The following is a 13,147-nucleotide window of genomic DNA, read 5'->3' on the forward strand; positions in this document are numbered from 1 at the left end:
TCCCCGACCATGATGGACATCAACGAGATCCGTGAATATCTCCCGCATCGCTATCCCTTTCTATTGGTGGATCGCGTGCTGGAGCTGGATATCGAAGCCAAGCGCATTCGTGCCTACAAGAACGTCAGCATCAACGAGCCCTTCTTCACTGGCCACTTCCCCCAGCATCCGATCATGCCGGGCGTGCTGATCGTCGAGGCCATGGCCCAGGCTGCCGGCGTGCTCGGTTTCAAGATGATGAATTCCTCGCCGGCCGATGGCACCCTGTACTACTTCGTCGGATCGGATAAGCTGCGGTTTCGCCAGCCGGTGACGCCGGGCGATCAGCTGATGCTCGACGCTCGCTTCATCAGCACCAAGCGCGGCATCTGGAAATTCGAATGCCACGCCAGTGTGGACGACAAGCCAGTCTGCTCGGCTGAAATCATCTGTGCGGAACGCAAGCTATGACGTTGATTGACCCCAGGGCTATCGTCGACCCCAAGGCACGGCTCGCCGCCGATGTCCAGGTCGGCCCCTGGTCGATCATCGGACCGGATGTCGAGATTGGCGAGGGGACCGTCATCGGGCCTCACGTCATCCTCAAGGGTCCGACCGTGATCGGGCGTCACAATCGTATCTTCCAGTTCTCGTCGATCGGCGAGGATACGCCCGACCTCAAGTATCAGGGCGAACCGACCCGGCTGCGGATCGGCGATCACAACACCATCCGCGAAGGGGTCACCATCCATCGCGGTACCGTGCAGGATCGGGAAGAGACGACCCTTGGCGATCACAACCTGCTGATGGCCTATGTGCACATCGGCCATGACAGCGTGATCGGCAATCACTGCATCCTGGTCAACAACACGGCCCTCGCCGGGCACGTGCACGTCGATGACTGGGCGATCCTGTCCGGCTATACCCTGGTGCATCAGTTCTGCCGCATCGGCGCCCACAGCTTTTCCGGCATGGGCACGGCCATCGGCAAGGACGTACCGGCCTATGTCACGGTGTTCGGCAATCCGGCCGAAGCCCGCAGCATGAACTTCGAAGGCATGCGCCGCCGGGGTTTCTCGGCCGAAGCCATCAAGGAATTGCGCCGCGCCTACAAGGTGGTCTACCGCCAGGGCCTCACCGTCGATGACGCCCTGCGCGAGCTGGAGCCGGTGGCTCAGCAGTTTCCCGAAGTGGCGGTGTTCCGCGATTCCATCCTGAGTGCGACGCGTGGCATCACCCGCTGAGTTCGCCCAGCGCCCGCTACGCGTGGCGCTGGTGGCAGGGGAGGCGTCGGGTGATCTGCTCGGCGCCGGTCTGATGCAGGCGCTGCGTGCGCAGCATCCGAATATCTCCTTCATGGGCGTGGGCGGTCCGCGGATGGAAGCCGAAGGGCTGGTGTCCGAATTTCCCATGGAGCGTCTGGCGGTCATGGGGCTGGTCGAGGTACTCGGTCGCCTGCGGGAACTCCTGGGTCGGCGCAAGGCGCTGATCAGTCAGTTGCTCGACGCCCGTCCCGATGTCTTCATCGGCATCGACGCCCCGGATTTCGTCCTCGAGATCGAAGCCCAGCTGCATCGCGCGGGCATTCCGGCCGTGCACTATGTCAGTCCCTCGGTCTGGGCCTGGCGACAGAAGCGGGTGCTGAAGATCCGCGACGGCTGCGACCTGATGCTGACCCTGTTTCCTTTCGAAGCGCGTTTCTACGAAGAACAGCAGGTGCCGGTGCGCTTCGTCGGCCATCCACTGGCCGATACCATCCCTCTGGACAGCGACCGCCTGGCCGCCCGGCAGGCCCTGGGCTTGCCGGAAGAGGGGCAGGTCGTCGCCCTGTTGCCGGGCAGTCGCGGTGGTGAAGTAGGGCGTCTCGGTGCGCTTTTCCTCGACGCCGCCGCCCAGCTGCTGGCCGTACGTCCTGGTGTGCGCTTCGTTCTGCCCTGTGCCAATGCCGCGCGGCGGGCGCAGGTGGAGCAGCTGCTGGAAGGCCGGCCGCCGCTGCCGCTGCTGCTGACCGATGGGCGATCCCATGAGGTGCTGGCCGCCTGTGATGGCGTGCTGATCGCCTCGGGCACCGCGACCCTGGAGACGCTGCTGTTCAAGAGACCCATGGTGGTGGCCTATCGGGTGGCCCCGCTGACCTATCTGATCCTCAAGCAGCTGGTGAAGAGTCCCTACATCTCGCTGCCCAACCTCCTGGCCGGGCGCAAGCTGGTGCCCGAGCTGATCCAGCACGAGGCGACGCCGGAGCGGCTGGTGGCCGAACTCCTGCCGCTGCTGGAGCAGCCGCAGCAGCAGACCGACAGCTTCGCCGCCATCCATCACAGCCTGAGGCGCGATGCCTCGGTCCAGGCGGCCGCTGCCGTGCTGAATCTCCTGCGGCAGCGTGGCTGATGCAGCTGGGCCTGGATTTCAATCTGGTCGAGGCGCTGGTCGCCGGCGTCGACGAAGTCGGTCGCGGTCCGCTGTGCGGCGCCGTGGTCACCGCCGCAGTGATCCTCGATCCGGGCAAGCCCATCCTCGGCCTGAACGATTCGAAGAAGCTGTCGCTGGCGCGCCGCGAAGCCCTGTTCGACGAGATCCAGGAAAAGGCCCTGGCCTGGTGCGTGGCCCGCGCCGAGGTCGCCGAGATCGACCGGCTGAACATCCTGCACGCCACCATGCTGGCCATGCAGCGCGCGGTGGAAGGCCTCCAGGTGCAGCCGCGGCTGGCCCTGATCGATGGCAATCGCTGTCCCAAGCTGGCGGTGCCCAGTGCGCCGGTGGTGAAGGGAGACAGCCAGGTCCCGGCGATCGCCGCGGCGTCCATCCTGGCCAAGGTGACCCGCGATCGCGAGATGCAGGTGCTGGATGCCCTCTATCCGGGCTATGGCCTGGCCGGGCACAAGGGCTATCCCACCGCCGAACATCTCGACGCGCTCCGGCGCCTGGGGCCCACGCCCATCCACCGGCGCTCCTTCGCGCCGGTGCGCGATGCCTGGCACGCCCTCGAGACCCAGGCCTCCACCCAGATCATCGCGACCTACTGACGGCCGTCGCGGCGTTCTGACCCCGGGTCGACAATCCAGTACAATCTCGCGCCTCATGCATCAAGGGGTCTCTGCCATGTCCGCATCCTTCGTCCACCTGCGTCTCCACACGGAATACTCCCTGGTCGACGGGATCGTGCGGGTGAAGGGGCTGGTCAAGGCTGCCGAAGCCGCCGGGATGCCGGCCGTGGCGGTGACCGACCAGGGCAACCTCTGTTCGCTGGTCAAGTTCTACAAGGCGGCCATGGGCGCCGGGATCAAGCCCATCGCCGGCGCCGACATCTGGCTGGCCGGCCGCGAAGGCGACGCGCCCCTGAGCCGCATGACCCTGCTGGTCATGAACGCCAAGGGCTATCGCAACCTCACCGAGTTGCTGTCCCGTGGATTCCAGGAAGGCCAGCAGGACGGTCAGATCGTCATCCAGCGCGACTGGGTGAAGGACGCCAGCGAAGGCCTGATCGCCCTGTCCGGTTCCAAGGAGGGTGAGATCGGCCTGGCGCTGCTCGAAGGCGACCTGGCGCTGGCCGATCAGCTGTTCGAGGAATGGCAGCAGGTCTTTCAGGATCGCTTCTATCTGGAGGTGCAGCGCACCGAGCGAGTCGGTGACGAAGAGCACCTGCATGCCGCCGTGGCCCTGGCCGATCGCTGCGGGGGCGCCCTGGTGGCGACCAACGATGTGCGCTTTCTCAAGGCCGAGGACTTCGAGGCCCACGAGACCCGCGTCTGCATCGGCGAGGGCCGGCCGCTCGACGATCCCCGGCGCGAGCGCAAGTACAGCGACCAGCAGTACCTGAAGTCGGCGGCCGAGATGGCCGAGCTGTTCAGCGACCTGCCCGAGGCGCTGGAAAACACCGTCGAGATCGCCAAGCGCTGCAACATCGAGATCCAGCTGGGCAAGTACTTCCTGCCCAACTTCCCGATCCCCAACGGGATGACCATCAACGACTACCTGCGCCATGTGTCCTTCGAGGGCCTGGAAGAGCGCCTGGCCGTGCTCTGGCCGCGCGAGACCACGCCGAACTACGAGGAAAAGCGCCAGGAGTACGTCGACCGACTCAACTTCGAGCTCGACATCATCATCCAGATGGGCTTCCCCGGTTACTTCCTCATCGTGATGGACTTCATCAAGTGGGCGAAGAACAACGGCGTGCCGGTCGGCCCCGGCCGGGGCTCGGGTGCCGGCTCCCTGGTTGCCTACGTACTCAAGATCACCGACCTCGATCCGCTGGCCTATGACCTGCTGTTCGAGCGCTTCCTTAATCCCGAACGGATTTCCATGCCCGACTTTGACGTCGACTTCTGCATGGACGGTCGCGACCGGGTGATCGAATACGTGGCCGACCTGTACGGCCGCGAGGCGGTGAGCCAGATCATCACCTTCGGCACCATGGCCGCCAAGGCGGTGGTGCGCGACGTGGCGCGGGTGCAGGGCAAGTCCTATGGCCTGGCCGACCGCCTGTCGAAGATGATCCCCTTCGAAGTGGGCATGACCCTGCAGAAGGCCTTCGAGCAGGAGGAGCCGCTGCGCGACTTCCTGGCGACCGACGAGGACGCCAAGGAAATCTGGGACATGGCCTTGAAATTGGAAGGCATCACCCGCGGCACCGGCAAGCACGCCGGGGGCGTGGTGATCGCGCCGACCAAGCTGACCGATTTCTCGCCCATCGCCTGCGACGAAGACGGCAATGGCCTGGTGACCCAGTTCGACAAGGACGACGTCGAGCAGGCCGGTCTGGTCAAGTTCGACTTCCTCGGTCTGCGCACCCTGACCATCATCAAGTGGGCGTTGGAGACCATCAACCGCACGGAAGTGGAGGAGGGGCGCGAGCCGCTCAACATCGACTTCATCCCGCTGGACGACAAGCCGACCTATGCCTTGCTGCAGAAGGCCGAGACCACCGCCGTCTTCCAGCTGGAATCCCGCGGCATGAAGGAGCTGATCAAGAAGCTCAAGCCTGACTGCCTGGAAGACCTCATCGCCCTGGTGGCGCTGTTCCGCCCGGGTCCGTTGCAGTCGGGCATGGTGGACGACTTCATCAACCGCAAGCACGGCCGCGCCGAGCTGGCCTATCCGCATCCGGACTACCAGTACGAAGGCCTGCAGCCGGTGCTGGCGCCCACCTACGGCATCATCCTCTACCAGGAACAGGTGATGCAGATCGCCCAGGTCATGGGCGGCTACACCCTGGGCCAGGCGGACATGCTGCGCCGCGCCATGGGCAAGAAGAAGCCCGAGGAGATGGCCAAGCAGCGCGGCGGCTTCATCGAAGGCTGCGCCAACAACGGCATCGATGCGGACCTGGCCGGCAACATCTTCGACCTGGTGGAAAAATTCGCCGGCTACGGCTTCAACAAGTCGCACTCGGCGGCCTATGGCCTGGTGTCCTACCAGACCGCCTGGCTGAAGACCCACTATCCGGCGCCCTTCATGGCCGCGGTGCTGTCGGCGGACATGCACAACACCGACAAGGTGGTGATCCTCATCGAGGAATGCCGCCACATGAAGCTGCGCATCGACACGCCGGACGTGAACATTTCCGAGTTCAAGTTCACCGTCAACGACGGCGGGCGCATCGTCTACGGCCTGGGGGCGATCAAGGGTGTCGGTGAGGGCCCGGTGGAGGCCATCGTCGAGGCGCGTGCCGAGGGACCGTTCAAGGATCTCTTCGACTTCTGTGCCCGGGTCGACCTCAAGCGCATCAACAAGCGCACCCTGGAAGCCCTGATCCGCTCCGGTGCCCTGGACCGCCTGGGTCCGCACTACCATGACGAGCTCAAGGCCTATCAGGCGACCATCGACCAGAATCGCGCCGTGCTGCTGGCGGCCATGGAAGAGGCCATCGCCTCGGCCGAACAGACCGCCCGCAGCCACAACAGCGGCCATGTCGATCTCTTCGGTGGCGTCTTCGCCGAACCCGAGGCCGACGTCTATGCCAATCATCGTCGCGCCCGCGAGCTCAATCTCAAGGAGCGCCTGCGCGGGGAAAAGGAAACCCTGGGGCTGTACCTGACCGGTCACCCCATCGAGGAATACGAAGGCGAGGTGCGCCGGCTGGCGCGCCAGCGCATCGTCGACCTCAAGCCGTCGCGCGAAACCCAGACCGTGGCCGGGCTGATCGTCAATCTGCGGGTGATGAAGAACAAGCGCGGCGACAAGATGGGCTTCGTCACCCTGGACGACAGGTCCGGGCGCATCGAGGCCTCGCTGTTCGCCGAAGCCTTCAACGCCGCCCAGGCGCTCTTGCAGACCGATGCCCTGGTGATCGTCGAGGGCGAGGTCAGCCAGGACGATTTCTCCGGTGGCCTGCGTCTGCGCGCCAAGCGCGTGCTGGGGCTGGAAGAAGCCCGGACCGCCCTGGCGGAAAGCCTCAGGATCGCGGTGCGCAGCGAGGCGCTGGCCGGCGACCGGCTGCGCTGGCTGGGCGAGTTGTGCGGTCGTCATCGCGGCGCCTGTCCGGTGACAATCGACTACCAGGGCCCCACCGCGCGGGCGCTGCTGCAGTTTGGCGAGAACTACCGGATCGACCCGGCCGATGGCCTGATTCAAACCCTGCGTGACCAGTTCGGCAGGGAGAACGTCTTTCTGAACTATCGTTAAGTCCGAGCGCCTCGTGCGCTTCGTCCCAACCCTCGCCAGCGGCGGGTGCCGGTGACGTGGCAGGAGTCTCGACCTGTCCCGTCCGATCCCTTAAGGTAGGCGCCCCGGCCCTTGGCTCTAGATTGCACTAACGGATGCCCATGAACCCGAACTATCTCGATTTCGAACAGCCCATCGCCGATCTCCAGGCCAAGATCGAAGAACTTCGACTGGTCGGTAACGACAATGCGCTGAACATCAGTGACGAGATCGCCCGGTTGCAGGAGAAGAGCCAGGCGCTCACCAAGAGCATCTTCAGCGACCTGTCCAGTTGGCAGGTGGCTCGTCTGGCGCGTCATCCGCTGCGTCCCTACACCCTCGACTACATCAACTACCTGTTCAGCGATTTCGAAGAGCTGCACGGCGACCGCCACTTCGCCGACGATCCGGCCATCGTCGGTGGCATCGCCCGTCTGGAAGGCCGTCCGGTGATGATCATCGGTCACCAGAAGGGTCGTGAAGTCCGCGAGAAGGTCCGCCGCAATTTCGGCATGCCGCGTCCGGAAGGCTATCGCAAGGCCTGCCGCCTGATGGAAATGGCCGAGCGCTTCAAGATGCCGATCCTGACCTTCATCGATACCCCCGGCGCCTACCCGGGCATCGACGCCGAAGAGCGTGGCCAGAGCGAGGCCATCGCCTGGAACCTGCGCGTCATGGCGCGCCTGAAGACCCCCATCATCGCCACCGTGATCGGCGAGGGTGGTTCCGGTGGCGCCCTGGCCATCGGCGTCTGCGACCAGCTCAACATGCTGCAGCACTCCACCTACTCGGTGATCTCGCCGGAAGGTTGCGCCTCCATTCTCTGGAAGACCGCCGAGAAGGCGCCCGATGCCGCCGAGGCCATGGGCATCACCGCCGAGCGACTGAAGAGCCTGAACATCGTCGACCAGGTGATCGACGAGCCCCTGGGTGGTGCGCACCGCGATCCCCAGGCCATGGCCAACAGCCTGCGCACCGCGCTGCTGGAACAGCTGGACGAACTCAAGGGCTACGACATGCCGGCGCTGCTGGAACGTCGCTACGAGCGCCTGATGAGCTACGGCATCGCCTGATCCCGCCCCTATGAGTCTGCTGGATCGGCTGCGCGCCCGCCTGGAGCGGCAGCCGCCTACCCGTCACTGGCGGGTGGGCTTTTCCGGCGGACTCGATTCCACCGTTCTCCTGCACCTCTTCGCGCGACTGCGCGAGCGCGGCCTGTTCGCCGATCTGCAGGCGGTGCATGTGCACCATGGTCTGCAAGCCGCGGCGGATGCCTGGGTCTCGCACTGCACCCGGGTCTGCCAAGCGCTGGCCATTCCTCTCGATATCCTGCACGTCCACATCGATGGCGCCGCCAGTCTCGAACGGGCTGCCCGCGAGGCGCGCTATGCCGCCTTCGCCCGGGTGCTGCCCAGGGAGGGCTGCCTGGTGCTGGGCCAGCATCGCGACGATCAGCTGGAGACCCTGCTGCAGCGGCTGGTGCGCGGCGCGGGGGTCAAGGGCCTGGCCGGCATGCCCGAGACCCGTTCCTTGGCCGCCGGTCGGCTCTGGCGACCGCTGCTGGACGAGCCGCGGCGCGCGCTGCTGGCCTATGCCGAAGCTGAGGGGCTGGACTGGATCGAGGATCCCAGCAATGCCGATACCCGGCTGGATCGCAATTACCTGAGGCACCAGGTGCTGCCGCGGCTACGCGACCGCTGGCCGGGCGTCGATCAGGTCATGGCGCGCAGTGCCCGGCATCTGGCCGAAGCCGACGAATTGCTCGGCGAACTGGCCAGCCTGGATCTGCAGCAGGCCCGGCGGGCCGAACAGCCTTTCCCCTGGATCCCCTTGCCCAGTCTGGCCCTGGCGCCCTTGCAGTCCCTGAGCGAGGCACGCCAGCGCAATGCCCTGCGGGTCTGGCTGGACAGCTTCACCCGCCAGCCCGACAGCGCCCACTGGGCCGGTTGGCAGGCATTGCGCGAGGCGGGCGAGGCCGGCGATCCGGTCTGGCGTCTCGAAGGTGGCAGTCTGCGCCGGGGGGCAGGGCGGATCTGGTGGGTGCCTGCGGCCTGGCAGGTCACGCCGTCACCCCAGGTCATTAACGGGCAGGAAACCACCCTGGAACTCCAAGGGAATGGTCGCCTGCGATTCAGCGTACCGGTCGTCGTATCCGGCTGGCGAATCGGCTATCGCCAGGGCGGCGAGCGGCTGGTCGTACCGGGTCGCGGCAGTCGCGATCTCAAGCGTCTGCTCAACGAACAGGGGGTGCCGCCGTTCCTGCGCGGCCGATTGCCGCTGCTCTGGGGCGGCGACGAACTGCTGGCGGTGGCCAACCTGCCCGGTCTGGATGGCCTGCCGGGGGGAGGGCGGCTTGAGTGGCAGCCCGCAGACGGCATGGGCGGGTTTGAGCTGGGATGACCTTTAGGCTAGACTACGCTCCCGTCTTATATCGCATTTTCCGCTCGCCCCGAGTGGACGGTGTGCATTGGTCCGGCGCCAGGCCGACCGCTCTCGCTTTCATCGGCGGCTCTCCGCCTCAACGCAGATTCTAGGAATTTTCATGACGCGCTTTATTTTCGTCACGGGCGGTGTTGTTTCTTCTTTGGGGAAAGGCATCGCCTCGGCCTCCCTGGGCGCCATTCTGGAAGCGAGAGGGCTGAAGGTCACCATGCTCAAGCTGGATCCCTACATCAACGTGGATCCCGGCACCATGAGCCCCTTCCAGCACGGCGAGGTGTTCGTCACCCATGACGGCGCCGAGACCGATCTGGACCTGGGTCACTACGAGCGCTTCATCCGCACCACCGTGACCCAGAACAACAACTTCACCACCGGTCGCATCTACATGGACGTCCTGCGCAAGGAGCGTCGTGGCGACTACCTGGGCGCCACCGTGCAGGTGATCCCGCACATCACCGACGAGATCAAGCGACGCATCATCAAGGGCGCCGGCGATGCCGACGTGGCCCTGGTGGAGATCGGCGGCACCGTCGGTGACATCGAGTCGCAGCCCTTCCTCGAAGCCATCCGCCAGCTGCGGGTGGAGATCGGCGCGCGCCGTGCCATGCTGATGCACCTGACCCTGGTGCCCTACATCGCCACCGCCGGCGAGACCAAGACCAAGCCGACCCAGCATTCGGTCAAGGAACTGCGCTCCATCGGCCTGCAGCCCGATGTGCTGATCTGCCGTTCCGACCACACCGTCGACAGCTCTTCCCGCCGCAAGATCGCCCTCTTCACCAACGTCGAAGAGCGCGCGGTCATCTCCCTGGAAGACGTCGACACCATCTACCGCATTCCCTCCGTGCTGCACGCCCAGGGCCTGGACGAATTCGTCGTCGAGCGCTTCGGCCTGGAGTGCAAACCGGCCGATCTGTCCGAGTGGGATCGCGTGGTGGACGCCAAGCTCAACCCCGAGCAGGAAGTCACCATCGCCATGGTCGGCAAGTACATGGAGCTGCTCGACGCCTACAAGTCGCTGATCGAGGCCATGACCCACGCTGGTATCCAGAGCCGCACCAAGGTCAACCTGCGCTACATCGACTCCGAGCACATCGAGCAGCAGGGCACCCATCTGCTCAAGGGCGTGGACGCCATCCTGGTGCCGGGCGGCTTCGGCCTGCGCGGCGTGGAAGGCAAGATCGCCACCGTGCAGTACGCCCGCGAGAACAAGATCCCCTACCTGGGCATCTGCCTGGGCATGCAGGTGGCGGTCATCGAATTTGCCCGTAACGTGCTGGGCTGGAAAGACGCCAACTCCACCGAATTCGACAAGGCCAGTGGCCACCCGGTAGTCGGCCTGATCACCGAATGGCAGGATTCCACCGGCGCGACCGAGATCCGTACCGAAGGCTCCGACCTGGGCGGCACCATGCGCCTGGGCGCCCAGGAGTGCCAGCTGATCGGTGGTACCCAGGTGCACGACTGCTACGGCCAGGACGTCATCGTCGAGCGCCATCGTCACCGCTACGAGGTCAACAACAACCTCCTGCCGCAGATCGAGGCCGCCGGCCTGAAGATCTCCGGTCGCTCGGGCGACGGCGCCCTGGTCGAAGTGGTGGAAGCCCCGGATCATCCCTGGTTCGTCGCCTGCCAGTTCCACCCGGAGTTCACCTCCACCCCGCGTGACGGCCATCCGCTGTTCAGCGGCTTCGTCAACGCCGCCCTGCGTTACGCCAAGAAGGATTGATCATGACCGTGCAGAAGATCGTCCGCGTCGGCAACATCGAGATCGCCAACGACAAGCCCTTCGTGCTGTTCGGCGGCATGAACGTGCTCGAATCCCGTGACCTGGCCATGCAGGTGTGCGAGCAATACGTCAAGGTGACCGAGAAGCTGGGCATTCCCTATGTCTTCAAGGCCAGCTTCGACAAGGCCAACCGCTCCTCCGTGACCAGCTATCGCGGTCCGGGCATGGAAGCCGGCCTGCGCATCTTCGAAGAGCTCAAGGCCACCTTCGGCATGCCGGTGATTACCGACGTCCACGAGCCCTACCAAGCGGCGCCAGTGGCGGCGGTGTGCGACATCATCCAGCTGCCGGCCTTCCTCTCGCGGCAGACCGATCTGGTGGTGGCCATGGCCAAGACCGACGCCGTGATCAACATCAAGAAGGCGCAATTCCTCGCGCCCCAGGAGATGAAGCACATCCTCGCCAAGTGCGAAGAAGCCGGCAACGACCAGCTGATCCTCTGCGAGCGGGGCTCCTCCTTCGGCTACAACAACCTGGTGGTCGACATGCTCGGCTTCGGCATCATGAAGAGCTTCGGCTACCCGGTGTTCTTCGATGTCACCCATGCCCTGCAGATGCCGGGCGGGCGTGCCGATTCCGCCGGCGGCCGCCGCGCCCAGGTCACCGACCTGGCCAAGGCCGGCATGAGCCAGGGCCTGGCCGGTCTGTTCCTCGAAGCCCATCCGGATCCCGAACATGCCAAGTGCGACGGCCCCTGTGCCCTGCGCCTGGACAAGCTGGAGCCCTTCCTGGCCCAGCTCAAGGCGCTGGACGAGCTGGTGAAGTCGTTCACGCCGATCGAAACTGCCTAAGCGGCGGCTGAACCAAAAGGCCCAGGCGCAGCCGAAGGCTGATCCGTCAATGACCGGTAACATGGAGATCGATACAAAAATGGCTAACATCGTCGACATCAAGGGACGTGAGGTCCTGGATTCCCGCGGCAACCCCACCGTTGAAGCGGACGTGATCCTGGACAATGGTATCGTCGGTCGCGCCACCGCGCCGTCCGGCGCGTCCACCGGTTCGCGCGAGGCACTGGAGCTGCGCGACGGCGACAAGAGCCGTTACCTGGGCAAGGGCGTCCTGAAGGCCGTGGGCAACATCAACGGCCCGATCCGTGACCTGCTGCTGGGCAAGGATCCGAGCGACCAGAAGGCCCTGGACCGCGCCATGATCGAGCTGGACGGTACCGACAACAAGGCCAAGCTGGGCGCCAACGCCATCCTGGCCGTGTCCCTGGCGGCCGCCAAGGCCGCTGCCGAAGACCAGGACCTGCCGCTCTACGCCCACATCGCCAACCTGAACGGCACCCCCGGTCAGTACTCCATGCCGGTGCCGATGATGAACATCATCAACGGTGGCGAGCATGCCGACAACAACGTCGACATCCAGGAATTCATGGTCCAGCCGGTTGGCGCCAAGAGCTTTGCCGATGCCCTGCGCGTGGGTGCCGAGATCTTCCATCACCTCAAAGCCGTGCTCAAGGCCCGTGGCTTGAGCACCTCCGTGGGTGACGAAGGCGGCTTCGCGCCCAACCTGGCCTCCAACGCCGACGCCCTGGCTGCCATCGCCGAAGCGGTTAAGAACGCCGGTTACGAGCTGGGCACCGACGTGACCCTGGCCCTGGACTGCGCCTCCAGCGAGTTCTACAAGGACGGCCAGTACGACCTGTCCGGCGAGGGCAAGGCCTTCGACGCCAACGGTTTCGCCGACTACCTGGCCGGGCTGACCGAGCAGTTCCCGATCATCTCCATCGAAGACGGCATGGACGAGTCCGACTGGGCTGGCTGGAAGGCCCTGACCGACAAGATCGGCAGCAAGGTGCAGCTGGTGGGCGACGACCTGTTCGTCACCAACACCAAGATCCTCAAGGAGGGCATCGAGAAGGGCATCGGTAACTCGATCCTGATCAAGTTCAACCAGATCGGCTCCCTGACCGAGACCCTGGAAGCCATCCAGATGGCCAAGGCCGCCGGCTACACCGCGGTGATCTCCCACCGCAGCGGCGAGACCGAAGACTCCACCATCGCCGACCTGGCAGTGGGCACCGCCGCCGGTCAGATCAAGACCGGTTCGCTGTGCCGTTCCGATCGCGTCTCCAAGTACAACCAGCTGCTGCGCATCGAAGAGCAGCTGGGTGCCAAGGCGCCTTACCGCGGTCGTGCCGAATTCCGCAGCTAAGGGTTTGCGCGACCGGGGAGGCGATGACAGAGATCGTCGCCTTCCGCCACGTCCGACGGACCACAGGATAGATGCCCAGTTTACAAGCGTAGAGCCGGGCTTCTATCCTGTTTTCGTCTCTGCCGCCGCCTTTGCGGC

10 protein-coding genes are annotated in these 13,147 nt (G+C 65.2%); all 10 read left to right on the top strand.

Annotated elements, in window-relative coordinates:
- Window positions 1–9: 9 nt before the first annotated feature.
- Window positions 10–450 (top strand): 3-hydroxyacyl-ACP dehydratase FabZ, encoded by a 441-nt coding sequence (fabZ, locus tag QKY98_RS13120; RefSeq protein WP_007159483.1) that lies wholly within the window; start codon window positions 10–12, stop codon window positions 448–450.
- Entirely contained in the window at window positions 447–1,223 is a 777-nt protein-coding gene (lpxA, locus tag QKY98_RS13125; protein WP_007159482.1) for an acyl-ACP--UDP-N-acetylglucosamine O-acyltransferase, read from the top strand. The genes fabZ and lpxA overlap by 4 nt, the downstream gene beginning before the upstream one ends.
- Complete coding sequence (gene lpxB / locus QKY98_RS13130; RefSeq protein ID WP_284671027.1) at window positions 1,207–2,367, top strand: lipid-A-disaccharide synthase; 1,161 nt, start codon at window positions 1,207–1,209, stop codon at window positions 2,365–2,367. The genes lpxA and lpxB overlap by 17 nt, the downstream gene beginning before the upstream one ends.
- A complete protein-coding gene (gene rnhB, locus QKY98_RS13135) occupies window positions 2,367–3,002 on the top strand; it encodes a ribonuclease HII (RefSeq protein WP_007159480.1) in 636 nt (211 codons plus the stop codon). Before lpxB ends, rnhB begins: the two co-directional genes overlap by 1 nt.
- 76 nt (window positions 3,003–3,078) lie before the next feature.
- Window positions 3,079–6,600, top strand: a complete 3,522-nt coding sequence (dnaE, locus tag QKY98_RS13140) for a DNA polymerase III subunit alpha (RefSeq protein WP_145153256.1) — start codon at window positions 3,079–3,081, stop codon at window positions 6,598–6,600.
- A 140-nt stretch (window positions 6,601–6,740) separates the two neighbouring features.
- Entirely contained in the window at window positions 6,741–7,691 is a 951-nt protein-coding gene (locus tag QKY98_RS13145) for an acetyl-CoA carboxylase carboxyltransferase subunit alpha (RefSeq protein WP_017639042.1), read from the top strand.
- 10 nt (window positions 7,692–7,701) lie between these two features.
- Window positions 7,702–9,018 carry a tRNA lysidine(34) synthetase TilS gene (gene tilS / locus QKY98_RS13150; RefSeq protein ID WP_284671028.1) on the top strand — a complete coding sequence of 439 codons (1,317 nt, stop codon included), beginning with the start codon at window positions 7,702–7,704 and terminating at the stop codon, window positions 9,016–9,018.
- Between the two features lie 142 nt (window positions 9,019–9,160).
- Window positions 9,161–10,789: a CTP synthase gene (gene pyrG, locus QKY98_RS13155; RefSeq protein WP_007159476.1), complete on the top strand. Its 1,629-nt coding sequence runs from the start codon at window positions 9,161–9,163 to the stop codon at window positions 10,787–10,789.
- A gap of 2 nt (window positions 10,790–10,791) precedes the next feature.
- Entirely contained in the window at window positions 10,792–11,640 is an 849-nt protein-coding gene (gene kdsA / locus QKY98_RS13160) for a 3-deoxy-8-phosphooctulonate synthase (RefSeq protein WP_042136053.1), read from the top strand.
- A 79-nt stretch (window positions 11,641–11,719) separates the two neighbouring features.
- The gene (gene eno / locus QKY98_RS13165) at window positions 11,720–13,009 is read left to right on the top strand and encodes a phosphopyruvate hydratase (RefSeq protein WP_007159474.1); all 1,290 of its coding nucleotides are present in this window, start codon (window positions 11,720–11,722) and stop codon (window positions 13,007–13,009) included.
- Window positions 13,010–13,147 lie beyond the last annotated feature (138 nt).

This window comes from Pseudomonas sp. HR1 (assembly GCF_030175875.1).
Lineage (GTDB): Bacteria > Pseudomonadota > Gammaproteobacteria > Pseudomonadales > Pseudomonadaceae > Chryseomonas > Chryseomonas oryzihabitans.